The following is a 26558-nucleotide window of genomic DNA, read 5'->3' on the forward strand; positions in this document are numbered from 1 at the left end:
TTGAAACTTACCATGTCTCTACCCTCCGCAACCCCTCTTTATGCAACAACGCCGCAAGATTAACTAAATTTTTGCGAAACATTGTCCCAGTTTCTAATGCCTCACTGATCTGAAAAGCCTGTTTGGGACATCGAACAAGAGAAAAAACTTCATTTCTGTCAACAAAATTCACTGATCCTTTACTCAAACTTCAAAAAGTCTAGCCATAGATTAAAGGAATTGTAAAGAAGAAGCTCGATCGAGATCTACTACAGACTTCTGAGCGGACAAGTCAGCGAACCCTTACCCAACACGGGAGGATGACTGATGAAACGCCTCACCCCTGCGATCGCTATCACAGCATTAAGTTTGACGGCTGTTTTGGCAATGACCGATCGCGCTCAATCCACCAATCTACCTAACGTTCAGCTAGTGGGTCTGGCTGCCAAAAACACGCTCGTCTCTTTTAACCCCAATAACCCGACTAAAAGTAAGAGTCTACAAGTTCAAGGAATCGCCGGGACTTTGATTGGCATTGATGTGCGTCCCTCCAACGGGCTACTCTACGGTCTGACAAACCGCAGCCAAGTTTACACCATCAATCCCACAACTGGAGAAACGAAACTGATCAGCACGCTGTCGATTCCCTTTAAGCCAGGGTTTAGCACTGCGATCAACTTCAATCCGGTGCCCGATCTGCTGCGCGTCGTCAATGCAGATGGACAAAATCTCCGCATCAATGTAGACAGCGGCATGGTGATGGTAGACAAGCCGTTAAACTATGCTCAAGATGACCCCAATGCAAAGAGTCAGCCGCGTGTGGGTGCCGTGTCTTACACCAATGCTTTTCCGGGGCCGCCTTCACCAACCGGAGTTATGCCTCCAACGCGCACCACTCAACTGTTTGACATCGATTCTCGCCGCGATGTTCTCGTCCTGCAAAACCCGCCCAATGATGGCACGCTTGGAACGATCGGTGCTCTAGGCGTTAACTTCAACACGGTTGCTGGGTTTGAAATCTTCTCGCCGCGTGCAGGGGTCAATACTGCCTTTGCTGTCGCCAATTCCACGCTGTACACAATTAATCTTTCAACGGGTGCCGCTACAACCGTCGGGAACGCTCGTGGAATGAAATTGATAGGGTTGACAGCGCTTCCAATGTCGAATTAGGGATGAAGGAGGAGGGATGAACGGCATTGCTGAATCTGAGTATGAATCGCCGATGAAAGTCCTCCAGAATTGGAGGTTGGGGGGCGAATTTATACTACCGTTCAGCAACGCCGGATGAACTATTGTGGATTCTGAAATCTTCTCTTTACACCTCACACCTCACATCGATCGCACGTCCCACACCGAAATCCGTCTGCATCCTTCTCAAAGCCAAAAGCTTGAAGCAAAAATTGCCAGCGACAGTTGCGGGTTTTGAGAAAGTCACGCATCGACTGAGTGGAATTGAGCGGAGCTTGGGGACGAGTTGAATGAATGATGTAATGAAACGGATCAGTCCAGGTTAGCTGCTGGGTGCTGTGGAGGAGAGAAAGCGCGATCGCACCCTCTTTAAATTGTTTATTAACTTCCTCAATGCTGCCTTGTTTGGGAAGTTGGGGGGCGAGTTTTTGGGCGGTTTGATGTTGCGATCGCGTTTGCTTTTCAAAAAATTCCCAGCGCTGTTTGTCGGCTTGATCGAGCCATCCGCTAGTTAGAATTAAAGCGGTCGCAGGCTTGCCGTCTCGTCCCGCGCGTCCGATTTCTTGCACATATTCGCTTAACAAAAAGGGTGCGTGATAGTGAGCAATCCACCGTACGTTTGACTTGTTGATTCCCATTCCAAAGGCATTCGTACAAACGACAAATTGCAATCGATCGCTTAACCAGGCTTGTTCAATTTTGCGGCGATCGTCTGGTTCCAGTCCTGCATGATAGCAATCTGTTTTGTATGATTGCTGACGGAGCCAATCTGCTAATTCTTCACACTCTCTGCGACTCCGGACGTAGATCAGTCCCGATGCTTGCGGGTGATGTTGGATGAATTTAAGTAACTGTTGGCGGCGTTCTCTCGGTGTGTTGACGGCTTGGATTCTTAGCTTTAAGTTTTCACGATAGGGATTGAGTCGAAAAACCTGTGGCGCTTCGAGTTGTAGAATGCGTTTGATCGTCTGTTGTACTTGTGGATCTGCGGTGGCGGTGAAGGCAGCGATCGCGATGCGACTTCCCGCAGGTTTGTGTTGAAGGAGGGACGATCGCACCGCTCCCAATCGATAGTAAGCAGGTCTAAAGGTTTCGCCCCAGGCAGCTAGACAGTGAGCTTCGTCTAAAATGATGCCGTTGATCTGTAATTCTGGCTGACACAAACGCTGCCAAACTGCTGGATTCAAAAGCGTTTCGGGCGAAAGGTAGAGTAGCCGTAACTGCTGATTTTCTAATGCCCAAAGGACTTTTCTGCGCGATTGAGGAGGCAGTTCGCCATGCAACAAAGCGGCTGGTAAGCGTCGCTGCTGCAATTCTTGTACCTGATTTTCCATTAGGGCAACTAGGGGGGAAACCACGATCGTCAAGCCCGATCGCATCAATGCGGGAAGCTGAAAACAAATCGACTTGCCGCCGCCCGTTGGCAACACAATGATGGCATCTTTTTGAGCGAATAAGGTTTGGACAATTTCACCTTGGGGCGGTCGAAAATCGCTATAACCCCAAATCTTTTGAAAGGTGGCCTGAAGCGTCGCAAGTGAAGACTGTTGAGAAAGCGTCATACGTTGGTGAGTTACGATCGCCCTAGAATGCCCTTTTTTGACAACAGAATGCGACGGCTCAGACCACCTATTTAAGTTATAAATTTTGCCTTAGTGAGCAAGACTAAAGTAGTCGTTGACAACTGCAAATACGAAGATTGAAACGCCGGTCAAAATTCCGGTTGCCCAGAATACAGGGAACGGAACTTTGGGTAAAACGGCTCCTTCGGGAGGGCGAGAATGACTGGGTTCAACGTGGTCGGTGATAGTCGGTTTGTCGCCTGGCACCATAACTTTTGTCTCCATAAAAACGGCTGTTTCTTATCATTGCGGAGCCGCTTGATCTCGACATCTAACTTACGAGTTATTCAGATTTCACTTGAAGGCTTACATTGCGTGACCTGGAAAAATCTCAAATCCTAATCGAAATAAAAATTGCTGAAACAGCTACTTGACGTGAGTCAAAATTCCAGATATTCTCTCAAATCAAGGACATCTTTTCGTTACGGGAAAGTCGTCTGGTCGCCCAAAAAATCTAGTCTGTCGCCGCCCAAGGCTGTTAGCGCAACCGAGGGCAGCTAACCCGCGAGACTGTGCGTACCAGTCCAGAGGGCTAATGGAGAATTTTATCACTCCTTTGGCCGCTCTGACTTGCTCTGCCTGTCGGGGCGGCTAGTTTTTTGGGTTTCTTCGGAGACCTAAATTTGGAGTAATGACAATGGCAGAGCGCCTTTTGAACGCTGGCTTTTGGCTGTGCGATTTTGCTTACGCACTTTTAGAAGCAATTCAACTTCGATTTCTTCCCGATTCTATTCCCCGCTTCATTCCGTTTCGTGTTTCGTCTCTTGTTCCGTTACAGGATCTTTTACCTGACGCTGCCATTTCTCACTCTGATGAGTTTGAAATCTTGCGCGTGTTGCTGATTGGTTCCTCTGACGGGGTAACGGAGGCGATTCAAAATCTACACGTTCGACGATTCGCAAATGCTACCGATTGGAGTCCTTTGCTACCCGCGCCTTCGCTTGGCGAAGTGATGAGCATTCTGACTCGACAGCGCCAAAAAGCAGGGGACGATCGTTAGTCGTTGGAAATTAGTCTTTGGGAAGTCGATCGAGTTCTTAAGCTTCGTTAGTTGCATCTTCTGCCCCCCAACCCCCATTCTGGGGGACTTTCAGATATTGGTTTTGCTTCAAAGTTCCTCACTGGTGGGAGATTTGGGGGCTGACTGGATTTGCAACCCTTTGCGAGTAACTCAAATTGATAGCGAATCGATCAGCGTTTTGTCTTCCATGCTATAAACTCGCTCGTCAAAAAACGATAGAAACTCTCACAGTGTTATCGAGGTTTTTGCCATGCTGGTGACTCAACAGCCCGTTCTCAGGCGATTTTGGTATCCCGTCATGCCGTTGGCCGATTTGTCTTTTGAAAAACCCCAACCCTTTGAGCTATTGGGACAAAAAATTGCGCTCTGGCTTGACGCAGATGGACAGCCCGCCGCCGTAGTCGATTACCCCCAAGGGGGAACAGATCATCGCTGTTGTCATCGCACTGCCCAACTCTCAAAAGGCATCGTCGCCAATGGACAAATTCGCTGCCCTTATCACGGCTGGTCATATCGCGCCGATGGCACCTGTGGCAACGTCCCCCAACTCACCGCCCAGTCCATTCCAGCCAGCTACCGAGTGCAGTCTTATCGCTGTGCAAAGCGCTATGGTTACGTTTGGGTATGTTTGGATCAAAATCCGCTCTCGCCGATTCCTGAAATTTTAGAGGCAGAAAATCCCGACTATCGGCTGATTCCAGAATTTTATGAGCCGTGGCACTGTAGCGGTTTGCGTCTGATGGAAAATTCGTTTGACAATGCTCATTTTAGTTTCGTTCATGCCGCTTCTTTTGGCGACCAGTCCCAACCAGAACCCGCTTCCATTCAAACCACAATCTTAGAAAACGGTCTTAATGTCAAAACTCAAGTACCTGTCGTCAATCCACCGCTTCAACAAAAAAATCTGCAAATCGCCCAAACTACAACCCTTCGCACCAACGATATGACCTGGTTTATGCCATTCAGCCGAGTGTTGAAGATCACGTATCCTAATGGGTTGCTACATCTGATTTTTACGGCGGCCACTCCCATTAACGATCGTACTTCTCAAGTCATTCAGTTTTGCGTTCGCAATGACACCGAACTGGATGCTAAAGCGGAGGATATTGTAGCGTTCGATCGTCAAGTCACTCAAGAAGACAAAGCCGTTTTAGAATCTACAGATTACGATACGCCGCTCGATTTGAATGCAGAACAACATATGGCTTCTGACCAACCGGGAATTATTATGCGGCGTAAGTTAGCAGCGCTGTTGGGAGGGATGAGGGAGAACTTCGATGATCTGTTCCCCCTTGGGGGTAATCCGCTGCGCGAGGAGGGATGTTCTGATTCTTGTTGATTGCTTAGTAGTCCCAATCGATCGAGATAATTTGAACTTTGGCACCTGGATGATTGCTTGTTGTTTGAAAGGGAATTGACTGTCCTGGAGCGATCGCCGTCGTGTCAGACTTGACAAACCCCGCGTCGATTTCCTTGCCTTGCTCGTCCTGAATTTCATAGTTGACTGTAATGCTCTTAGCAACTTGATCACTTTGATTAGTCACTTGACCTGTGATCAAATTGCCATCATAGTTCACCGCACTCGCCACCATATTAAAGCTAGAAGATCTGAGATTGGAGACTTGATCAGACTGACTACACAACGCACTCAAATTCAACATCTTGCCCCCACTGGTCTGCATATAGCAAAGAGGCGGATCGGCACTCAAAGCAATCGGATTAGCGATCGCCTGCTCAGTCAAAATCGGGAGAAGTGCGATCGCGATCAGTAAGCGTTTTAACATAGCGCAACCAAATGATAAGTGGTCAACAATCTCAGCGATCGATAATCAGAAACTCCAGCCCCTCCAAACCAGCAAGCCCCAAATTCATCCCTCCTCTCTCCTTCCCGATCCTCTATGGATCACAAGTTGCAGGCACAGTCGAAGTGTTTGGTTTGGTGCAGAGCGGCCCTAATTGAGCAGGCGCGATCGGCTTGCTGATAAACGCTAAAGGGCCGGCCTTTTGTTCACCATTAAAGGGAGTTGGTTTGGAGGGGTCAAATCCACAAGCCTTGGCATCTTCAGGGTTGTTAAACCAAAAGCCAACATGGAAGGTCTTGGCCGGCTTGAGGTTGACATCGGGGTTAAAGCCAAAAATCTGATCCAAAAGAATTGTCTTAACAGAAGTCGCACCAGGTTCGAGGTCAGTTTGATACCACGCCAAACCAAACGAACCCTTGAATTGAGGATCTTTAGCGCCGTTCGCTGCAAAAATACTCCGCTCAACCGTGAACAGATCAAACTTGATTCCTGCTTAAAGCCCTTCAAATTAACAATCATCAGATCATTGCGATCGCCCCGTGCCACCGCTACATCCACCGTCGGCGTAACGCCTGGACTCGCTGCCATACAGGGAATAAATTGAGCATTCGGATAAAGCTGAAACTGTGTGTAGGGCGGGTCTTGGGCTTGAGCTTGTTCAGTAATAGCAGCTACCAACATCAGACTTGTCGCAAAAGCAGCACTGCGTTTCCAAATCGGGGCGAGACTGTGTGGCATGATGAACCTCTTTTGACCCAAGTTTGTAAAATCCCTTGTCCAAGGAGTTACACGTCACAGTCTCAAACGTTATGCAGTTTCTCAGGATTTGTGACTCAAATAAGCGTGCAATTAACCCCCAGCATCACTTTGGTTAACGTGAATTCGATGAAATCTTTCGCTGCCGTTACAAATCCGGGCAGCCCCCTAAATCCCCCACGAGTGAAGGACTTTGAACGAAGAATAGTATCTAATAGTCCCCCAGATTGGGGGGTTGGGGGGCAGAAGCGCTGAAGACCGAAGCGAAAAACTCCCATCGAATTCACATTAGCCAAACGTGAATTCGATGAAATCTTTCGCCGCCGTTGTTAATCCCGGCAGTTCCCTAAATCCCCCACGAATGAGGGACTTTGAACCGGGATCTTGTCTAAAAGTCCCCTAGGTTGGGGGGTTGGGGGGCAAAAGCCGTGAACAGCGAAGCGAAAAACCCTCATCGAATTCACGTTTTATTTAAAGGCTCTCCCACTGACATTCAATTAAAAAGCTCTCCTACAAATACTAAAAAAGCGCCTGAGTTTCCCCAGACGCAAATCTTCTTACTTGATTAATTGAACCTAGCCTTGAGCTTCGGCACCGCCCACCACTTCCAGAATTTCCTGAGTAATGGCAGCCTGACGCGCTTTGTTGTAAGTTAGCGACAATCCTTTGATCAGATCAGATGCATTCTCACTGGCATTGTTCATCGCCGTCATCCGGGCCGCCAACTCACTCGCCGCCGACTCTTGCAGCGATCGCAGTAGCTGGTTATTCAAATACAACGGCAGCAACGCATCCAAAATCTGCACCGGATCTTGCTCAAAGATCATGTCCTGCGGAAAGCTCTGCGTCGGAGAAGTCACCTTCTCACGCTCGACTTGAAACTGCCCGCCACGAGTCGTCAACCGAAAGATTTCATCATCTGCCACTTCAAAACCCTGGGGGTCAAGCGGCAGGAGCGTTTGAATCACCGGACGAGAACTGATCAAAGACACAAATCGAGTGTAAATGAGTTCGACACGATCGACCCCATCCGACAAAAACAGAGACAGCAGTTGATCCGAAATTTGGGCAGCTTCGGCAGCCGTCGGAATTTGCTCCAACCCCGTATAAGTGCCTTCGATCGGCTGCTCACGACGCTGAAAGTACTGAATCGCCTTACGACCGACGAGGACAAACTTATAGTTAATTCCTTCAGCCTGTAGCTCTTTGGCGCGAGTTTCAGCCCGACGGATCACATTACTGTTGTAAGCGCCGCACAGACCACGATCGCCCGAAATCACCAGCAATCCGACCGTCTGAACATCGCGCTTTCTCAACAGAGGGAGATCCGCCTCTTCAAACCGCAATCGAGACTGCAAGCCGTAGAGAACCTGAGCCAAGCGATCAGCAAACGGACGAGTGGCAGTGACTTGCTCTTGAGCGCGACGCACCTTAGCCGCCGCCACCAACCGCATCGCTTCTGTAATCTTCTTCGTATTTTTGACCGACTGAATGCGATCGCGAATCAGTTTGAGATTTGCCATGATTTGTACCGATTTACGCTGCTGCCAGGAAGGTTTTTTTGTACTCGGCGATCGCTTCCTTCAAAATCGTTTCCGCTTCGTCAGAAAGTGCCTTAGAGGTGCTGATGATTTCACCATACTTGGGCTTGCTAGTGGCTAGATAGTCGCGCAAACCTTTGGCGTAGGCGGTGATTTTCTCGACGGGGATATCATCCAAATAGCCGTTAATTCCAGCGTAGATAATCGCCACTTGATCACCCACCGACAGCGGAGAATATTGAGACTGTTTGAGCAGTTCGCGCAGTCGCTGACCGCGTGCCAGTTGGTTTTGAGTCGATTTGTCCAAGTCAGACGCAAACTGAGCAAACGCTTCCAGTTCAGCAAACTGAGCCAGTTCCAGCTTCACCTTCCCGGCGACTTTCTTCATCGCCTTAGTCTGAGCCGCAGACCCCACCCGCGAAACGGAAATACCCGCATTCACAGCCGGACGTAGACCAGAGTTAAACAAGTCAGACGACAAGAAGATTTGGCCATCAGTAATCGAAATTACGTTGGTCGGAATGTACGCAGACACGTCACCCGCTTGAGTTTCGACGATCGGCAGTGCGGTCATGCTGCCTTCGCCCATTTCGGGGCTGAGTTTTGCGGCACGTTCTAGCAAGCGAGAGTGGAGATAAAAGACATCGCCAGGATACGCTTCCCGACCGGGCGGACGACGCAGCAGCAAAGACATTTGACGATAAGCCTGAGCCTGCTTAGACAAATCATCATAGATGACCAGCGTGTGCCGACCTTTGTACATAAAGTATTCAGCCAGCGTTGCACCTGTGTAAGGAGCGAGGTATTGCAGCGTTGCCGCATCGTTGGCGTTTGCAGCCACAATGATCGTGTAGTCCAGAGCACCTCTTTCGCGCAACACGTTGGCAATGTTGGCCACGGTGGACGCTTTTTGACCGATCGCCACATACACGCAGACCACGTTCTCGCCTTTCTGGTTCAAAATCGTGTCTACCGCAACGGAGGTTTTGCCCGTTTGACGATCGCCAATGATCAATTCACGCTGTCCCCGACCGATGGGAATCATGGTGTCGATCGCTGTAATCCCCGTTTGCATGGGTTCGTACACGGACTTGCGATCGATAATCCCAGGGGCAGGCGATTCGAGCAGACGCGATTCGTTGGTTTGAATGTCGCCTTTGCCGTCTAGGGGACGAGCCAGCGCATCCACGACGCGCCCAATCATGGCATCCCCGACAGGAATCTGAGCAATTTTGCCTGTTGCGGTGACGTTACTGCCTTCTTGCACATCGCGACCGTCACCCATCAACACCGCGCCCACGTTATCTTCTTCTAAGTTGAGCGCAATTCCGACGGAGCCGTCTTCAAACTCTAGTAGTTCTCCCGCCATTGCTTTTTCCAGACCGTAGATGCGGGCGATGCCGTCTCCGACCTGAAGCACCGTTCCCACGTTGGAAACCTTTACACCTTTGTCGTAAGTCTCGATTTGCTGACGAATAATATTGCTAATTTCGTCGGGTCTGATTGCTACCATTGGAACCTCTTGGAAGGGATGAAGGAGGAGGGAGGAGGGATGAAACGTTTTTGAGTGCGGGTTAAATTGCCACTCTGTTTCTAGGTTGCACTACCTAGACGGAAGGAAATTCGGCGGAGTTGACCGCGCAGGCTGGCATCAATCACTTGAGAACCCACTTTGATGATCACACCGCCAATTAAGTCAGGGTCGATGCGGGTTTCGATATCCACCTGATTGGCCGAAGTCATCGATTTGACTCGTTCGCGAATCGTGTTCTTTTGATCGTCGTTGAGGTCGATCGCCGAGGTCACTTCCGCCAAAACGGTCTGCTTGAGCTTCCGCAGCAGCGTTTGATACTGACGGCAAATGCCTTCTAGAAATCCGATGCGGCGACGATCGACCAGCAGATTCAAGAAGTTCTGCATGTAGGGGTGAACTTGTTCCCCAAATACCTGCTGAAGCACGCTGCGCTTGGCATCTAGATTGACGATCGGGCTGGCCAAAAACTCTCGCATATCTGGGGAATCGTTGAACGCAGCCAGAATCGCGCCGACATCTTCACCAAAGCGATCGGTCAAGTCTTGAGACTGAGCCAGCGACAAGAGCGCTTGAGCATACGGCTCCAGAACTTCAGCCGTCAAAATACTATCTTTCATTAAGAAACCTCCAACTGAGCGATGCTGCTGTTAACCAGTCTTTGCTGCACATCATCGTTCAGACGGCCAGGAAGCTCACCTTCTGCCCGCTGCATGGCCAAAACTGCGATTCGCTGGCGCAATTCATTGATGACGCGCTCCTGATCACTGCCCATTTCTTGAGCCGCCGTTTCGCGCATTCGCTGAATGTCTTGTTCTGCCTTCGCCAAAATGGATTCTCTCGCAGCCTTTGCCCCGTCTTCAGCAGAAGCACGAATCTTGGCGGCTTCACCTTGCGCTTGAGCTAACTTTTGCTGCTGCTCGGCCAGAGCGGAAGCAGCGGACTGTTTACGTTGTTCGGCTTCCTTGATGGCAGTTTCGATCGCGCTACGACGCTCACCCAAAATCTTACCCAGGAACCCTTTTCCGAAATAAACCACTAAGGCGATCACAATACTGAGATTGATCAGATTGGTTTCCAGGATGTCAGCGTTCAGCCCGAAACCACCTTTCTCTGCTGCCTCTGCTACCTCAGCGCCCAGTAAAGTGGCTCCGGTAGCGAGTTGCCAAAAAATTTCCATGACACTCATCCACAACTGCGTCGTTGACTATCCTATGTCTGCTATCTTGTGCCCAAACGTCTCAGAGCAGTCCGTTAAATTCCGACTAAAAGTTTATCTAGAATTTCACGACTCAGCGATTCAACCTGCTGCTCTAGCGTTTGCATGGCAGCTTGCTTTTGCTGGTCTAACTCTTTCTGAGCTTGCTCTCGTTGAGCTTGAGCTTCTTGTTGAGCCTCTGCCACTTTTTGAGCAGCAATTTTTTGAGCGTCCGCCTGCGCCGTAGCGATCGTCGCCTGGTACTGTCTGCGAGTGTCTGCGAGTTCAGTTTCGTACTGTTTCGCCATGCTCTCAGCTTTAGCCAGTCGTTCTTTCGCGTCGGTATCGTTACTGCGGATGTAATCGCTGCGGTCTTCGATCACTTTTGTCAATGGCTTGTAGAAAACCACGTTCAAAATTGCGGCTAAAAGAAGGAATTGCACTGCCATCAGGGGCAGAGTCGCATCGAAATCAAACATTGTCTTGGGTTAGGGCTAGAAAGTGCAAGCAGACTGCAAAAGGTTTTGAGTGCTGAATCCTCAAGTGAAAGGTTCAACACTCAGAACTGGGAAATCTACCCTATGAGAAGGGGTTTGCAAACAGCAACACCAGCGCGATCACCAGACCGTAGATGGTCAGCGATTCCATGAACGCGAGGGTCAACAGCAGCGTACCGCGAATTTTGCCTTCTGCTTCGGGCTGACGCGCAATACCAGCAACCGCTTCACCAGCCGCGTTACCTTGACCAATACCGGGGCCGATCGCAGCCAGACCAATTGCCAGAGCAGCAGCCAAAACGGAAGCAGCAGAAACGATGGGATCCATAATACTTATACCTTTGGGTTAACAGGACAGACGAGTGTTGCGTCTTGAAAACTGAACTGGGCGAATCCCGGACTAAATTCAGCGTTCAAAACAGTTGAGGATTTTACGGCGCGTGTTCCTCTTCACCGTGACCTTCGATCGCCTCATGAATATAGGCGGCAGCCAGAGTTGCAAACACAAGCGCCTGAATCGCACTGGTGAACAACCCCAACAGCATGACAGGTAACGGCACAAACAGAGGAACCAGCAGCACCAAAACCGCAACCACCAGTTCATCCGCCAGGATGTTGCCAAACAGACGGAAGCTCAGGGAGAGAGGCTTGGTGAAATCTTCGAGAATCGCAATGGGCAGTAAAATCGGCGTGGGTTGAATATACTTCGCAAAGTAGCCCAGACCTTTTTTGCTGAAGCCCGCGTAGAAGTAGGCCAGCGACACCAGCAACGCTAATGCCACGGTCGTATTGATGTCGTTCGTTGGGGCAGCGAGTTCTCCCTCTGGAAGTTTGATCAGCTTCCAGGGAATTAGCGCTCCCGACCAATTGGAGACAAAGATGAACAGAAACAGTGTGCCAATAAACGGCACCCAAGGACGATAATCTTTTTCACCCAATTGATTTCTTGCCAAGTCACGCACAAACTCTAGCGCGTACTCCATCAAGTTTTGAATGCCGCTGGGAATGCGCTGAATGTTTCGCGTCGCCAACAGTGAGGCACCGACGAGCAAAGCAATCACAAACCAGGAGACAAGAAAAACTTGCCCATGCACCTTTAAGTTGCCAATCTGCCAGTAGAGGTGATGACCAACCTCCAGGCTGGCGATCGGAAGGGAGTTGGGAGCGTCGAGGAAATTTAGCATTTCAAGTTCAGGCGGCTTTCCCCAGTTCAAGGAGTAAGAATTTTGTACAAACCTCTGCTCTTCCCTGTTCTAAGAATGATCAGGAGCAAACAGGATTCGCAACGTGTAGACGAGGAGCGTTCCTTTGTAGGTCAAAAATCCCAAAAAAATAGGAAGTACATGTAGCTGATTCCATTGAGTTGCGACTATAATCAGCCCAACGAAAATCGCCATGTGAGATTTCCCGATCCGGTCTTTTTGATTACCCAGTTGCTCTACGTTTCGAGCCAACAACTTCAAGTAAACCACACCTGTGACTGCTCCAATTAAATAATTAAGAGCGATGTTCAAGGAGTAGAAATACCAAACGGGGAAAAAGATGATCCCGGTGAGTGCGATCGTCAAGATCAACAACTCCTGTTGGAGCCGATAAAATTCTTGCATCGATCCACTGGTTTCTGGCAGTTGAGTGCCTTGGGAGGTTTCCTCCATAGCAGGTGCGTTCCAGGAAGTTAGGTGAACATTGCCATGATAATCATTGGTTTCCAGAGGTGGCTTCCCAAGGAGTCCAAGGCTAACGCGACAGTGGTCAAACCAGAAGCAATCATACCACGCGGGGGTAATAATACTTAACGCAAGAAGTCGCTGAATTTAAAGCAAAAAGTCAAGAAACAAGACGTTTTTTACCCAATTGCAGGCATTTGGAAAGCAGAAGACCCTTTTCGATCGAGTTGCAAAACAGCAAAAAGCCCCAACACCACGTCAGGGCCAATTTTTTCAGCAGACAAATGAGCTAAATGAGCGACTTAAGGAACAACTGACAAAGAGTAAATGAGTAAAAACAGCAGAATCTAGAATTTTACGGTTTATTGTCCATCCCTCATCCCTCCTCGCCCTCTCTCATCCCTATTCTTTACCTGTCACCTTCTCAACCGCTTCTTTCACGCCCTCTACTACAGTGTTTTCGCCAGGATGCTCTTCCTTGTAGACCTTCATTTCCTTTTTATATTCCTTCTCTAAGCCGTTTGGATCTTTGGTCGCCTTAACCGCTTCCTCATAGGCAGCATTCCGACTGGCAGGAGTTTTGACTACTTCACTAAAAGATTTTTCGGTCGCTAGCGGGCTTGCTTCTTCTGCAAAACTGGGCTGACTCCCCATCACAAAACCTGATGTAAGAATAAGAATAGCTAGACTCAAAATCACAACACCGTTGCGAATCGCTTGTTTTAGGGTTGAAAGAAGTTGCATATATAGTTCCTCGTATGGGGATTTAACTGCCCTTCAAGCTTTTTAGTTAAAGGACTGAAATGAATCATACAAATCGGCAGAAACAACGACCTCTATCAGAGGAACGATTGATCGATTGTCAGGGGTTGTTCATTTTTCTTTCGTCCGATCGCTCCTCATTCCTCCCTAAAATATTCAGAATGCGTCCGTTCGCTCTGCACAGGACAAATGCTTTGACAGCGTTATGATTTCGTAGCGGTTTAGATCATCTGCATCCACTTCACACTCAACCCCAGTACTTTTCTATGACCTCCAGCCTTCGTTTTCTTATGTGTCCTCCTGACCACTACGACGTGGATTATGTGATCAATCCCTGGATGGAGGGCAACATTCACAAATCGTCTCGTGATCGTGCCGTCGAGCAGTGGCAAAAATTGCATAGTGTCATTCAAAATCACGCGATCGTCGATCTGGTTAAGCCTGAGATTGGCGTTCCGGATATGGTGTTTACGGCCAACGCGGGTTTGGTGCTGGGCAAAACGGTCGTTCTGAGCCGCTTCTTTCACAAAGAGCGTCAGGGAGAAGAACCTTTCTTTAAACAGTGGTTTGAAGATAATGGCTACACCGTTCACGAATTGCCTAAAGATTTGCCCTTTGAAGGAGCCGGAGATGCGCTGCTCGATCGCGAGGGTCGTTGGCTCTGGGCGGGGTATGGCTTCCGTTCAGAATTAGATTCGCATCCTTATTTAGCGAAGTGGTTGGATATCGAAGTCGTTTCTCTGCGGCTGATGGATGAGCGGTTTTATCACCTCGATACTTGCTTCTGTCCGCTTAACAATGGCTATTTGCTTTACTATCCGCCTGCGTTTGATGCGTACTCTAACCGTATGATCGAGATGCGCGTCCCCGAAGCCAAACGGATTCCGATCAGTGAGCCGGATGCAGTCACGTTTGCCTGTAATGCGGTCAACATTGAGGAAGTCGTCATTCTTAACAAGGCCAGCGACGAACTGAGACAACGGCTAACCCAAGCCGGATTTCGCGTGATCGAAACGCCTCTGACCGAATTTCTCAAAGCAGGCGGCGCGTCTAAATGTCTAACGTTGCGCGTCACAGAACCTGTGCGAGTCGAGCTTCATGCGAGTGCGGCGATCGAGAGTCGTACCGTTCGTTTAGACGGGCATTTATTGGATTCGGGGTTGATTAACCAGGCGCTGGATGTGATTGTCGAAGCGGGCGGCAGCTTCCAGGTTCTCAATTTCAATTTGGGCGAACAGCGACAAAGTACCTCATCTGCTGACGTAAAAGTGACGGCTCCCTCCCACGATGTGATGGAAACGATCATGAGTCAGTTGATTGACCTCGGAGCGTTGCCGCCGCCTCAAGAGATGTGTGACTCTCAGCTAGAAGCCGTGATTCAAACTGGGGTGTCGCCGGATGATTTCTATGTGACGACAATCTATCCGACGGAAGTGCGTATCGACTGTCGATGGGTCAAAGTCGAAAAGCAGCGTATGGATGCGGCGATCGTCATTCGTGCGGATGGCTCCCCTCCTGTATGCAAGCTGTTGCGGGATCTGGAAGTGGGCGATCGCGTTGTCGTCGGGGTCGAGGGCATTCGTACCATTCGCAAAACCGAGTCGCGGGAACAGCGCAATACCCAGGAATTTAGCTTTATGGGAGCGGGAGTTTCAAGTGAACGGCGCGTCGAACTGGTCGTCGAACAAATTGCCTGGGAACTGCGCCAAATCAGAGATCAGGGCGGCAAAGTGGTCGTGACAGCCGGGCCGGTCGTGATTCACACAGGCGGCGGCGAACATCTGGCGCATCTGGTTCGAGAAGGCTATGTGCAGGCGCTGTTGGGAGGAAACGCGATCGCCGTTCATGATATGGAGCAGTCAATCATGGGCACTTCTCTCGGCATGGATATGAAGCGGGGCGTTTCGGTTCGGGGGGGGCATCGCCACCATTTGAAAGTGATCAACGCGGTGCGTCGCTGTGGCAGCATCACTCAAGCCGTCGAACAGGGCATCGTCAAAAACGGCATTTTCTACGAATGTGTGCGCCACAAGGTTCCCTTTTCGCTGGCGGGTTCGATCCGCGATGACGGGCCGCTACCTGACACTCAAATGGATCTGATCAAAGCCCAGGAAGACTATACGCGCCTGATTGAGGGAGCCGACATGATTTTGATGCTGTCCTCGATGCTGCACTCGATCGGCGTGGGTAATATGACTCCCGCTGGGGTGAAGATGGTTTGCGTCGATATCAACCCGGCTGTGGTGACCAAATTGAGCGATCGTGGCTCCGTCGAGTCGGTGGGAGTGGTGACGGATGTTGGCCTATTCCTCAGCCTTTTGGTGCAGCAGTTAGATAAGTTGACCAGTCCCTATCGTGTGGCTGAAGTAGTGTGAGCCGTTCTTAACTAAGGCTTAAGCTGTTTGTGGAGATCAGTTAGAACCTATCGCTTCTGGTCTCCATTTCTGTATTGAGAACCTGCTTTCTAGCAAAACTCATTTTGGGGATTGCTGACGGCGACGATCGATCCAGGGTCTCTCAGAAAATATGCGGATTACTTACCATAATTCAGTGCGTATACTGAATCTTTCAGTTCATTCGCTACAAAAGCTTTTGTCTGGATCGATTCTAAAATTCTTTCTCTCAAGCTCATAAGTCGTTCAGAATGTCCATCTTTAAGCAATTCACAACCCACGCTTTTTAAGTATTGCTGATTTTGTAGGTTGTAGCATTCTATCGGGCTAACTTCTCAAAAAACAATCTTATAAATTAGTCGTAGACAACTACCACAAAAAAGTTTCGGTTAAATAAGTCACATCGGTTTTCGAGGATTACTGGATTAATGAAGTGCGTGTAAACCGACTTTGAAATTGATATTAACCTAACCTTCATCCAGGTACAAAAAAGGGTGTTGCGATCGAGACAGATTTATACTTTGCTAATTAGTCAGTTCTGTGTAGACTAGAGCAATTTTTGGGGATTTTGAACTTAAGGCGCTTGAGTTATTCTCGCTTCTTACACGGCACTACCTTTAAGTAGAATAAGTATACGGGGATGCTACAGTGTCAACCAATACCACTGCTGCTCTTGTAGACACCGAATCGATTTTTCTAATCCTTTAGAGTTGCTAAAAAATCTAACGATTTTAAAATCGAACCTGTCTGTATTCGCTACAAAAAATCTACCTAGAGTCGAACGATCGAAGGCTCATAAAAAAGGATGAATCATCTGGCAGAAGGTGTGTTTCTTTCCGTCTCTTTACGAGGTTGAAGAAATTCTCAATCATTCAAAGATGAGTGTTATTACGGTACTAAATCAACAATTGCTCCCCTATAACTATCGATAAGCGCTCTTACAGAAGGGAATTTGTGGTCTATTTCAAGGCATTAAGCCAACGTTTTGTACGACCCAAAATTTCCAACTTTCTAACACGATTCAGCTATCTTGCTGATCTGAATTTCATTCTGAAGATGCTAGGTTTGGTTAAATGAAAGGACTGTTTACTTTTGATTGCTTAAAATAAAGCGATTCGATCTAGACGCTTCGCCAAACCTGATTTGAAACTGTTATCCAATTGCAGCGTAATAGGGACTGCTTTCATACGATGAAGTACGATTCCTTGGACTACAAGCCTACGAATCATGAGGTGGGTGTTTACGAGTGTGAGATTCACCTCAAATTTAGGCTCGTTGAGGAGAAAGGGGCACTGAAAGACCGGGAACAACTCCTGGAAATTCTAATTGATGCGTTCACTTGCGGAAGTGACGAATATATGGAACCGCTTCAGGTTGAGGTCGAGGCACAAGAAATCTCCGAAATTGAAGCCTCACCCCAAATGCGTCGCCAATTGATCCGCCTGCGGAACGCCAAAGATTAGATTGAGAAGAGGGCGCGATCGAGACGGATGAGTTCCCCGTTTCTCTCCTGTCCTCTTCCCAATTGCAACAAGTCTCGATTGATCGCAGAATGGAAGCAGTTGCTTCACCCCTTGACTGCGATGATCACTGCTTTAGCTGACACCAAAAATCTTCTCTCTGATCTGATCAAGCGCTACAGTTCTCAAGTTGACCACCTAGCGATCCGTCTAGAGTCCGCCGAAGGAACTGATATCTTGCTCAGAGGAAACAAAATTGAAACCCTGAGCGAAGGGATCTCTTTGGGCGGGCAGGTGAGAGCTTGCTACAAGGGCGGCTGGGGATTTGCCAGCTTTAACCAGCTTGCGACGCTGGCGGATCGAATCGAGGAAGCGATCGCCGCTGCTCGAATTGTAGGCTGTGACGAAACGATTCTTGCGCCCATTACGCCCATCCAGGATATTTGCACCTTGCCGCTCACGGGCACCGATCCCCGGCAAATTACGCTAGCTCGCAAGAAAACACTTTGTCAATACTACGGCGAGATTCTGCGAAGCGTCGATCCGAAAATTGCTACGATTTCGGTTCGGTATGGCGACAGTGCCCAGAAAATTGTTTTGGCGACATCCGAAGGCACCCTGATCGAGCAGTCCTGGGTAGACATTGAGATGCGATTTGCGGCGACGGCTCGTGATGGCGAAACAGTGCAAACGGGACGAGAAACGATCGGCTCCCGCAAAGCCTACGAAGATCTGGAAGGATTAGACGAGCAGGTTCATCAAGCGGCACAGCGATCAGTGCAGTCCCTCTCCCTGCCATCTGTCAAGGGCAACACTTACACCGTTGTGATTGATCCCATTCTCACTGGACTGTTTGTGCATGAAGCGTTTGGGCATCTCTCAGAAGCAGATATGGCCTATGAGAATCCCGATTTGCTGGAAGTAATGAGTCTGGGACGGCAGTTTGGCCCGTCTGAGTTGCAGATTTTTGATGGCGCGGCAATCCCTGAGCATCGAGGCAGCTATTTTTACGATGATGAAGGTGTAGCAGCGACGACGACTCAGCTAATGACCGATGGCGTTCTCACTGGGAGACTGCACTCACGCGAGACGGCTGGCAAACTGGGGGAAACGCCGACCGGAAACGCCCGCTGTTTGAACTATCACTATCCACCGATCGTCCGTATGACTAACACTTGGATCGAGCGAGGCAAGACACCTGTGCAAGATCTCTTCAACGACATTCAAGAAGGCGTATATGCCCGCAACTGGCTCGGCGGTATGACCAATGGCGAGATGTTTACTTTTACGGCAGGGGAAGCGTGGATGATTCGCAACGGCAAAATTGCTGAACCTGTGCGAGACGTGACGCTTTCTGGAAATGCCTTCAAGACGCTGGCAGACATCGAAGCGATCGGGGATGACTTTTATTGGGATGAGTCGGGCGGCTGTGGCAAAGGAGGGCAGAGCGGTTTAGCCGTGGGATGTGGTGGCCCAAGCTTGCGGATTCGAGATGTGGTGGTGGGGGGAGAAGCGATCGAAGAGTAGTGTCCCCAATCTCAAAACTCGTCTTTTTCTTCGACCTCTTTTTCTTCGCCAGGGAGTCTGCCACGTCGTTTGCGGGCTTCCATTGCACGTTCTAGTAAGGTTAGCAGTCCAGGGGCTTCTTCTTGCAGTGTGAGGAGGAGCCGTTCGCCTTCTTCTATGTCACCGGGGTCTTCTCCCGTTTCCATAACGGCTTTGAGGCGGGGGAGGGCGAGTTCGTCAACCAGTTGCACCAGACTATGGAGACATCGATTAAACTGTCGCTCAGTCAGTATGGAGTCTTCTAGCGGAAACTCAATAATGGCGCGAATTTCTCCATCGGAGGGATCGTACTCCCATTGCAGCATTTTGGTTTCCCATGAAATACAGAGCATGGTCTGGAGAATGGCATCTTTGTGTGGGTGATCCTTTACGCCAGCCAGCACACGAGGGGCAAATAGCTCAAAAAATTCTCCGTCTTCATCCAATTGGATCACGATGAGAAAATCTTCGATGTTTTCACCATAAACGCCAGTGAGAATGCGGCACTCTTCGGGATCAAGTCGATATTTCCAGCCTTTTTTAGTCAAGTAAGTGGCGATCTGTTCTAGCGTTGTGCCCATAGAGTCGTGAGGGATGAGGGATGAGGATTGTTTTTGCGGGTTACTCGACCGTAGAGGCAATCAGGAGTTTCTAGCCAGTTGGAGTAAAAACCTAGCCCAGTGTAGCTGTCGGATGTGGCGTGGTGTCAAGCTGAGAATGGCGGAGGTGTGGCTGCTTCCGACTTTAGCGCTAAGGCCGAGTCTACCTGTTTTAGCAAATTCTCCAGGGTTGAGGAGTTATCTAGGGTGATAGTTGCTTGATGATATTTCTCAGCGATCGCCATTTGGCTGTCAATTCTCGCTTGTGCCTGTTTTCTAGTCAGACCGCGCTCAATAAGTCGTTGAATCTGTTGCTCTAAGGGGCAAAACACGACCCAAATTTCTGTCACCAAATCGGTCATTTGCGCCTCAAATAATAAAGGAATCACCAGCACGATCGTTCCAAATTTTTGAATCAAGCGATCGCGCTCTTGAGTGAGAACTTGCCGCACATGGGGATGAATCTGCTGGTCAAGCCAGATGCGTTCTGAAGGTTGGTTGAAAATGATTTCGGCGAGTTGAGTGCGATCGAGCGTGCTATCTGAGCGCAAAATTTTGGAACTGTAGCGATCGACGATTTTCTCTAGGATTGGGCTTCCAGGCTGGACGGCATCTCTGGCATACAGGTCAGCATCTAAAATTGGCAGATGTTTTTGGGCGAGGTAGTTAGAGACGGTGGTTTTGCCCATGCCAATACCTCCTGTTAAGCCAATGATGCGCGGTGACGTGACCCAGCGATTCATTTGAAAACTTACCTGTCTGTCGATCGATTCGCTTCTAGTGTAGACTCCAGACTGGAGGAGCGCGTCACATGAAAGCCTTTTCGCATTACTTAATTTTGCTGGTTGCCATTCTCATTGGGGCTGCCTTGAGATTTTGGAATCTGGATGCCAAGCCACTTTGGATGGATGAAGTGATCACAGCGCTCTTTAGCTTTGGGCGAAATTATTACGACGTGCCGCTTGAGAAAGTAGTTTCGCTGAATGCGATCGAGCAGGTGTTTACCTTCAGATCCGATTCCACTTGCGCTGACATTGCTCAAACGATTTCTGTACAGTCCGTTCATCCGCCTTTGTTTTTTTGTTGGTTACACAACTGGCTTGGATTGTTGCAGTCTGATTCGTGGGTGTGGAATGTGCGATCGCTCCCAGCATTGTCTGGAGTGTTTCTAGTTGCTGCACTTTACTATCTAAATCGCGTTGCTTTTTCCATTCCAGCAGGGTTGTCCGCAGCGTTTGTGATGTCGGTATCTCCATTTGCAGTTTATCTTTCTCAAGAAGCGCGTCACTATACGATCCCAATGTTGCTAATCACGGTGTCGCTGGTGGGACTGGTGCGAATTGGACAAGACCTGCGATCGCGCCCACAAAACTGGGGAGTCTGGCTGGGATGGGTCGTTGCGAACAGCGTTGGGTTTTATGTCCATTATTTTTTTATTTTGGCGACGATCGCTCAAATTCTCACGCTGATTGTGCTGCTCAAGCTCACTCATTCCCGACGCTCTATTCTTCCTTTGATTTTGGCGGTTGGCGGAATTGGACTCACTTATCTTCCCTGGCTACCAACTTTTGTCAGTCATTTTAGTCGCCCCGAAACCGATTGGTTGCAGTCTACTCAGCCTATTTGGATACAAGCGATCGCGCCGCTCTATCAATTAGCTGCCGGATGGTTGTTGATGACGATCGCGCTACCTGTCGAGACTCAACCACTTTGGGTAGCCATTCCGTCTGCGCTGTTGATGTTGCTGTTTGGCGGTTGGGTGGTATGGCGAGTGTCAAGGGGAATAAAACGACTTTGGAATGCCCCAGACACCCATTGGGAAACGCTGATACTAACGACTTTTGTCATGGCAGTGTTAATAGAATTTCTGGCGATCGTGTACGGCTTGGGCAAAGATATTACACAGGTTCCCCGCTACAATTTCATCTACTATCCAGCTATCTGTGCCTTGTTGGGCGCAAGTCTAGTTGCAAAACGCACCGACCAATTTAGAAGCCCTCCTCACTCCTCACCCCTCACCCCTCACTCCTCACTCCTCACCCTGCTAATCGTCGGCTTCATCAGTTGTGGATTTGTAGTCAACGATCGCGTCTTTCTCAAGCCCTATCATCCCCAGCAAGTCGCTTCAAGTATGCTCACGTCTGGTTCATCGGTGGTTGTCATGGCCTATGAGGATTTTCAAGAGATTGCGTTGGGCTTGAGTTTTGCGTTGGCGTTGGAGCGACCTTTCACAAATGCCTCGAAGAGACCGCCCCATTCCGATCGCACGAATTTTGCTTTTTTGGGGCGATCGACACAAAGTTACGAATCATTTTGGCGCAAATTGCCAGCCCTCAAAACTGAGATAATTCCACAAAATTTATGGTTGATCGCTCCTGGGCTGAGGAAATCAGACTTTCCGACTCAACTTTCTCTCAATTCAACGCTTTGTCAGATTGATCTCGATCGCTACTACCGAGTGGGTGTTCCTTATCAAGGCTATCGATGCAAAAGTGAGCCGTAAAACACACATCGGTTACCGTAGTAGAACACGACTTCGGGGGGCAACTGGAGACGCTTTCTGAGATTCTAAAACGACTCGATTGACTTCAAAAAATTGATTGTTGCGGTAGACACTTCCTACATCAATAGGAGAAGCCTGGGAAACTGAATTAGTAGCTGAGTTGCTAATAGAAATTGGATTGCTGACAGGATTTGGATTGCTGATAAAAGGTGGATTGCTGATAGGAAGCGGATTGCTAATAAGAGGCGGATTGCTAATGGGAGGCGTTCCGCTGGGGGAAATCGGAGCTAATCCACTTGGTATCGTAATGGTTAACTGAACGGGCATATTGTTCACCGGATACGAGAAGACAGTTGGCTGGGGAGCAATTTGAGGCGTTGCCTGAAAGTTGTATTGTGACCGAAAATCAAACACCGTTGGACTCGAACCGCCGTTACGATCGCTATATCGTGGCCCCTGTCCTCGAATGTTAAAGGTGCCTTGATATTGTTGTCCGGTTTTGGGATCGGTTGCTGTTCCAGTATATTGACCCTGCACCACAAATTCGTCCTGAATGTTGCCGTGAAATTTAACAGGGGCGGCATTGTTCGATCGCTGAATTAGCTGCAATTCGCCATTGGATAAAACTGGAGATAAAAGCGTTCCATCGGTTGAGACTACTGGAATGCCTCGAAAATCGACAAAATATCGCCCGTTGCTATCCATTCGCACCAGATTGGGATTGATGTCTTGAGCCGAGAAAACCAGCACTCCATTGCGAAAATAACGCCCCTGACTATCTGTGTCTACTCGCGTGGTTCCTTGATTAAAATTGGGATTCCGGCTAGGTGGTGTGATTGTTCCGCTGACGGTTCCGGTACTGTTAATCGTGACTTGTGCCACTGCGTTGAAGGGAATGAGTGCGATCGCGATTCCATTCCCAATCATCCAAGCGTATTTGAAAATTTTTGTTTGCATGATCATTCTTGATAAAAAACTAGAATCGAAATGTGGCTCGTAGTGCCCCGATCATTAACGTGTCGTTGGCGGCATTGTGACCGGGATTGAAGACAACCAGCACACCCGGAGTCAGGTCGATCGCAGGGCTTAACCTGGTTCGATAAAACAGTTCTAGGTGAAGTGCGCTGTCAGGCTGTCCCCCAGATTCGCCGTCAATGCTAAATCGCGGAAAGTTGTAGCCAGAAGGTAGCGTGCTTGAGGTAATTTTAGGCGGCTGGCCCACCAAAATGCCCCCCAAATTGCCCGGTGCAAACAGATCAGGAAAGGCAGAAAAGACCATCCAGTTTGTCGTTTTGACCGAGCCTGAAACATTCACCGCTGATGAAGTTGTCCAACCGCCCCAACCGCCGATCGTCCATTTGGGATTGACGCGCCAGGCGACGGTTGCTCCGACTGCATGAGTGTTAAATTCGCTGTGGGTGGGGGCAAAGGGTGACAGCAGTTGAGAATCGCCAACCCAGTTGCCCAAAAAGCCGTCGGGCGAGTGAGAAAACAAGTAATTGATGCCAACCTCGATCGTATTTGTCGGCGCGATCGACAGTTGAACTCCGGCCGTGTAACGTCCGCCAAACAATCCGCCCTGCCGTTTGTCTCCTGCAAAAGCGGGCATTTCTGCGCTGTAAACTCCTTGCAAACTGACGCGACGAGCGATTTGCCAGTCAAATCCGATGCCTCCGGTGCCACTGCCGATCGTCAAAATGGGATTGCGCTGGCCCAACAGTGATAATGCTCCGTCGCCCGACCCTTCGAGCGGATTGATGCCCCGAAAGGTATTGGCCGCATTCACTCCGGCCGGCCCGACCACGATGCCAAAACGATCGCTAAGGGGAAACCGATACGACAAATCACTGAGGACTAGCTGATTGTCTAGTTCTGATTCGTAGGCGAGCCGTCCCATGTTGGTTGAGAGTTGGGGAGCAGACGATCGCAAGTTTCCGGTTTGCAGTCCTGTGAGCAGGAGATCATTGCCGCGAAAGGAGGTGGCGAGTGAGATTTCGACGTGATTGTTGAAGGTGATTTCAGACTTGCCGCTGCGCTCTTGGATGCCATCGCGAGGAAACAAATCGGCTCCGACTTCATTGCTGCCCTGGATTGAGAAAATTGCCTGACCAAACAAGCGGGTTGTGGTCGAAAACTGATTTTTTTCTAGCGTCACTGTTCGCGTTTCCAGGGCATCCAGTTGACCCCGCAGGCTGGCTAATTCTGCCGCAAATTCTTCTTGTAGTTTTTGCAGCGTGATCAGATCTTCTCGTTTGACTTGATCATCAAAAGTGCTGGCGATCAATTCATTCACTCGACTCAGACAAGCATTCAATCCAGCCGCAAATTCATAGCGAGTCAGGGCCCGTTGCGAAGCAGTTCCCCCTCTGGGGTAAACGCCGCGAAAGGTTTTGTCAGAATAGCCCTCAATGCATCCGTATCGCTCGACGAGGGTTTGTAGCGATTGAAACGCCCAATCGATCGGCTGTACATCTGCAAGTTGAGAGACAGAATTGACCTGCGCCATTGATGGCTCGTCGTCTAGCTTTTGAGCGGATAAGCCAACAGCAGGTAAGACAGGCGAGGAAACTTCTGGAGGAGTAGACAAATTTTCTGGAGGGTTTGAGAGGATTGAAGCTTCTAGATTGGAGGCGATCGCAGGTTCAACCTTCTCTGATTTGACCGCAGTAGAACTTTCTAAAACTTCTGGCAAAGTAACCAAATTCTGCTCAGTGAAAGACTTCTGCTCTACAGTTGCCTGATTTTTTTCTAGGCGTGTTTCTGCTTCCTGGGCTGCTTTTTGACTAAACTCTGGCTGAATCTCCCGCTCTGGCGAAACAGATGGCGCGACTCTGGACGGCTGCACTTGAATAGGAACAACTTGAGACAGCGTGATCGACGGCTGATTTTGAGCCTGATTAGGATCAAGTCTGGGCTGTTGTGAAGTCGCTAACGTAGCAATCAATCCAAAGTCCGTCATTGCAGTGGGGTTGTAGTTTAACTGTATTCTTATACTGAAAAACTTGTATCAATCAGCACGATCTCCTTGTTTGATACTGAAGTTGGGCGTTTCTACGGATAGGTCAATTGACATAATTGGCATTCTCAACCTCTCACTGCTGGTAGATGCCTGATGAGGTAGATATTTATACGGTGGGGTGGGAAAAAGTAGAAGAGAGTGTAAGCTGTGCAAATATTTATTCCAAAAAAATTAAGCGCTGGGCGGCTGGCGATGTCGATCGCACTGTTGATTCCTGTGATGGCATCCTGTGCGTCAGAGATGGTTAAAGCCCCCGCTGATACTTCTCCGACTCCAGCGCAGAATGCCCCTGCGATCGCTCCGACTACACCCCCCACGATTAGCGCGTCGCCAACCAACAAAACAGCGGGCGAGACATCGGGCAGCATTGTGGATGTGGCCTCTGCTAACCCTTCGTTAAAGATGATGACGGCGGCGATTCAAGCAGCAGGGCTAACTTCAACTTTGCAAGGAAAGGGGCCATATACGGTATTTGCGCCCACTGACCAGGCGTTTGCGTCCGTTCCGGCGGCGACTCGACAACGGGTTTTACAACCTGAAAATCGCGCAATTTTGACTCGCATTCTGACCTATCACGTTGTTCCGGGTGAGATTACTTCTAGCCAGTTGAAGTCAGGAGATGTGAAAACGGTTGAAGGTAAAACGATCGATATTCAAGTCAAGTCAGCCCAAGTGACGGTGAATGAAGCAAAGGTGACACAGCCTGATATTCGAGCCAACAATGGTGTGATTCATGTGGTCGATCGGATTATCATTCCCCCTGACGTAAACCTGTAGATTTGATTTGGGAATAGTTATAAAGACAAATAGGGGCGATTAAAATCGCATCTAAGAGAACAAAGTCCGCCTTCGCGGACTAAAAGAGGGGTAGGAAAGTGTGAGGCGCAATTTTACACAGTTGTATGTGCATCTGGTGTGGGCAACGTGGGATCGACTGCCACTCATTACACCAGATGTTCAAGAAGCACTTTATAACGTGATTGTGTATGAGTGTGAGCAGATGGAATGTCAAATCATCGCGATCGGCGGTATTGCAGATCATATGCATTTGCTAACCGGGTTTTCTTCAAGTTTGGCGATCGCGACCCTTGTCAAACAAATCAAAGGAAGTTCGTCTCACTGTATGACGCATCAGATGAAACCCGATCGCTTCTTTAAGTGGCAAGGAAGTTACGCTGCATTCACAGTCAATCCACAAAACCTTAATCCTGTTGCTGCCTACATTCACAATCAAGCCGATCACCATCGTCAACGCACAGACATTTCTTCCTGGGAAATCCCGATATCTAACTGATCAATAGAGCGTTCTAACCCGCGAAGGCGGGTTTTGTTCTCTTAGCCGCGGTTTCAACCGCCAGGTTATTTTGAAATTTACTTGACGCGAACCAAAAATCCCGATATTCTCTCAGATTAAGGTTGCCTTTTCGTCCCGATGAGGCAATCTGGTCGCCCAAAAAATCTAGTCTGTCGCCGCC

26 protein-coding genes are annotated in these 26558 nt (G+C 49.1%); 9 read left to right on the top strand and 17 right to left on the bottom strand.

The genetic code is table 11. From position 1 onward, the window contains the following. The first annotated feature begins 306 nt into the window (after positions 1–306). Positions 307–1149, top strand: a complete 843-nt coding sequence (locus ACKFKH_RS24800) for a DUF4394 domain-containing protein (protein ID WP_446861018.1) — start codon at positions 307–309, stop codon at positions 1147–1149. A 152-nt stretch (positions 1150–1301) separates the two neighbouring features. On the opposite strand, the gene ACKFKH_RS24805 is transcribed toward ACKFKH_RS24800, so the two are convergent. Together ACKFKH_RS24805 and ACKFKH_RS24810 are read right to left on the bottom strand one after the other, a co-directional pair. Continuing rightward, on the bottom strand, positions 1302–2729 hold the full coding sequence (locus tag ACKFKH_RS24805) for a RecQ family ATP-dependent DNA helicase (RefSeq protein WP_446861019.1): 1428 nt from the start codon (positions 2727–2729) through the stop codon (positions 1302–1304). Between the two features lie 90 nt (positions 2730–2819). Further along, entirely contained in the window at positions 2820–3014 is a 195-nt protein-coding gene (locus ACKFKH_RS24810) for a hypothetical protein (RefSeq protein ID WP_446861020.1), read from the bottom strand. A gap of 412 nt (positions 3015–3426) precedes the next feature. On the opposite strand from ACKFKH_RS24810, the gene ACKFKH_RS24815 reads away from it, so the two are divergent. Next, positions 3427–3789 carry a hypothetical protein gene (locus ACKFKH_RS24815; protein WP_446861021.1) on the top strand — a complete coding sequence of 121 codons (363 nt, stop codon included), beginning with the start codon at positions 3427–3429 and terminating at the stop codon, positions 3787–3789. 271 nt (positions 3790–4060) lie between these two features. After that, complete coding sequence (locus tag ACKFKH_RS24820; RefSeq protein ID WP_446861022.1) at positions 4061–5149, top strand: aromatic ring-hydroxylating dioxygenase subunit alpha; 1089 nt, start codon at positions 4061–4063, stop codon at positions 5147–5149. 4 nt (positions 5150–5153) lie between these two features. Here ACKFKH_RS24820 and ACKFKH_RS24825 read toward each other — a convergent pair whose 3' ends face one another. From ACKFKH_RS24825 to ACKFKH_RS24875, 11 genes are all read right to left on the bottom strand, one after another. Further along, positions 5154–5594, bottom strand: a complete 441-nt coding sequence (locus ACKFKH_RS24825; RefSeq protein ID WP_446861023.1) for an FxLYD domain-containing protein — start codon at positions 5592–5594, stop codon at positions 5154–5156. Between the two features lie 112 nt (positions 5595–5706). Beyond that, positions 5707–6015 (bottom strand): hypothetical protein, encoded by a 309-nt coding sequence (locus ACKFKH_RS24830; protein WP_446861024.1) that lies wholly within the window; start codon positions 6013–6015, stop codon positions 5707–5709. Between the two features lie 928 nt (positions 6016–6943). Then, complete coding sequence (locus tag ACKFKH_RS24835) at positions 6944–7891, bottom strand: F0F1 ATP synthase subunit gamma (protein ID WP_446861025.1); 948 nt, start codon at positions 7889–7891, stop codon at positions 6944–6946. A 13-nt stretch (positions 7892–7904) separates the two neighbouring features. Further along, complete coding sequence (gene atpA, locus ACKFKH_RS24840; RefSeq protein ID WP_446861026.1) at positions 7905–9422, bottom strand: F0F1 ATP synthase subunit alpha; 1518 nt, start codon at positions 9420–9422, stop codon at positions 7905–7907. Positions 9423–9502: 80 nt separating this feature from the next. Beyond that, complete coding sequence (gene atpH / locus ACKFKH_RS24845) at positions 9503–10060, bottom strand: ATP synthase F1 subunit delta (RefSeq protein WP_446861027.1); 558 nt, start codon at positions 10058–10060, stop codon at positions 9503–9505. Beyond that, entirely contained in the window at positions 10060–10620 is a 561-nt protein-coding gene (locus ACKFKH_RS24850; RefSeq protein ID WP_446861028.1) for a F0F1 ATP synthase subunit B, read from the bottom strand. Before ACKFKH_RS24850 ends, atpH begins: the two co-directional genes overlap by 1 nt. A 74-nt stretch (positions 10621–10694) precedes the next feature. Next, a complete protein-coding gene (locus ACKFKH_RS24855; protein WP_446861029.1) occupies positions 10695–11117 on the bottom strand; it encodes a F0F1 ATP synthase subunit B' in 423 nt (140 codons plus the stop codon). A 100-nt stretch (positions 11118–11217) separates the two neighbouring features. Beyond that, positions 11218–11463 (bottom strand): ATP synthase F0 subunit C, encoded by a 246-nt coding sequence (atpE, locus tag ACKFKH_RS24860; protein WP_446861030.1) that lies wholly within the window; start codon positions 11461–11463, stop codon positions 11218–11220. Between the two features lie 103 nt (positions 11464–11566). Next, positions 11567–12319: a F0F1 ATP synthase subunit A gene (atpB, locus tag ACKFKH_RS24865; protein WP_446861031.1), complete on the bottom strand. Its 753-nt coding sequence runs from the start codon at positions 12317–12319 to the stop codon at positions 11567–11569. Between the two features lie 69 nt (positions 12320–12388). Then, positions 12389–12790: an ATP synthase subunit I gene (locus ACKFKH_RS24870; protein WP_446861032.1), complete on the bottom strand. Its 402-nt coding sequence runs from the start codon at positions 12788–12790 to the stop codon at positions 12389–12391. A gap of 414 nt (positions 12791–13204) precedes the next feature. Then, the gene (locus tag ACKFKH_RS24875) at positions 13205–13546 is read right to left on the bottom strand and encodes a hypothetical protein (RefSeq protein ID WP_446861033.1); all 342 of its coding nucleotides are present in this window, start codon (positions 13544–13546) and stop codon (positions 13205–13207) included. A 284-nt stretch (positions 13547–13830) separates the two neighbouring features. On the opposite strand from ACKFKH_RS24875, the gene argZ reads away from it, so the two are divergent. The 3 genes from argZ (at position 13831) to ACKFKH_RS24890 (ending at position 18944) form a co-directional block, all read left to right on the top strand. Continuing rightward, the gene (gene argZ / locus ACKFKH_RS24880; protein ID WP_446861034.1) at positions 13831–15939 is read left to right on the top strand and encodes a bifunctional arginine dihydrolase/ornithine cyclodeaminase; all 2109 of its coding nucleotides are present in this window, start codon (positions 13831–13833) and stop codon (positions 15937–15939) included. A gap of 1208 nt (positions 15940–17147) precedes the next feature. Next, the gene (locus ACKFKH_RS24885) at positions 17148–17420 is read left to right on the top strand and encodes an Npun_R1517 family heterocyst differentiation transcriptional regulator (protein WP_446861035.1); all 273 of its coding nucleotides are present in this window, start codon (positions 17148–17150) and stop codon (positions 17418–17420) included. Between the two features lie 120 nt (positions 17421–17540). Continuing rightward, positions 17541–18944: a TldD/PmbA family protein gene (locus tag ACKFKH_RS24890; protein ID WP_446861036.1), complete on the top strand. Its 1404-nt coding sequence runs from the start codon at positions 17541–17543 to the stop codon at positions 18942–18944. A gap of 11 nt (positions 18945–18955) precedes the next feature. On the opposite strand, the gene ACKFKH_RS24895 is transcribed toward ACKFKH_RS24890, so the two are convergent. Both ACKFKH_RS24895 and coaE read right to left on the bottom strand, forming a co-directional pair. Beyond that, positions 18956–19543 carry a hypothetical protein gene (locus tag ACKFKH_RS24895; protein ID WP_446861037.1) on the bottom strand — a complete coding sequence of 196 codons (588 nt, stop codon included), beginning with the start codon at positions 19541–19543 and terminating at the stop codon, positions 18956–18958. Between the two features lie 125 nt (positions 19544–19668). Next, positions 19669–20304, bottom strand: coding sequence for a dephospho-CoA kinase (coaE, locus tag ACKFKH_RS24900; protein ID WP_446861038.1), 636 nt, complete (start codon positions 20302–20304; stop codon positions 19669–19671). Between the two features lie 68 nt (positions 20305–20372). Here coaE and ACKFKH_RS24905 point away from each other — a divergent pair, with 68 nt between their 5' ends. After that, a complete protein-coding gene (locus ACKFKH_RS24905; protein ID WP_446861039.1) occupies positions 20373–22064 on the top strand; it encodes a glycosyltransferase family 39 protein in 1692 nt (563 codons plus the stop codon). A 12-nt stretch (positions 22065–22076) separates the two neighbouring features. Here ACKFKH_RS24905 and ACKFKH_RS24910 read toward each other — a convergent pair whose 3' ends face one another. Together ACKFKH_RS24910 and ACKFKH_RS24915 are read right to left on the bottom strand one after the other, a co-directional pair. Next, the gene (locus tag ACKFKH_RS24910; protein WP_446861040.1) at positions 22077–23021 is read right to left on the bottom strand and encodes a hypothetical protein; all 945 of its coding nucleotides are present in this window, start codon (positions 23019–23021) and stop codon (positions 22077–22079) included. Between the two features lie 19 nt (positions 23022–23040). Beyond that, positions 23041–25023: an iron uptake porin gene (locus ACKFKH_RS24915; RefSeq protein ID WP_446861041.1), complete on the bottom strand. Its 1983-nt coding sequence runs from the start codon at positions 25021–25023 to the stop codon at positions 23041–23043. A gap of 207 nt (positions 25024–25230) precedes the next feature. Here ACKFKH_RS24915 and ACKFKH_RS24920 point away from each other — a divergent pair, with 207 nt between their 5' ends. Together ACKFKH_RS24920 and tnpA are read left to right on the top strand one after the other, a co-directional pair. Next, positions 25231–25860, top strand: a complete 630-nt coding sequence (locus tag ACKFKH_RS24920) for a fasciclin domain-containing protein (protein ID WP_446861042.1) — start codon at positions 25231–25233, stop codon at positions 25858–25860. Between the two features lie 100 nt (positions 25861–25960). After that, entirely contained in the window at positions 25961–26377 is a 417-nt protein-coding gene (tnpA, locus tag ACKFKH_RS24925) for an IS200/IS605 family transposase (protein ID WP_446861043.1), read from the top strand. The last annotated feature ends 181 nt before the right edge of the window (positions 26378–26558 follow it).

The organism is Phormidesmis sp. 146-20 (assembly GCF_052939475.1).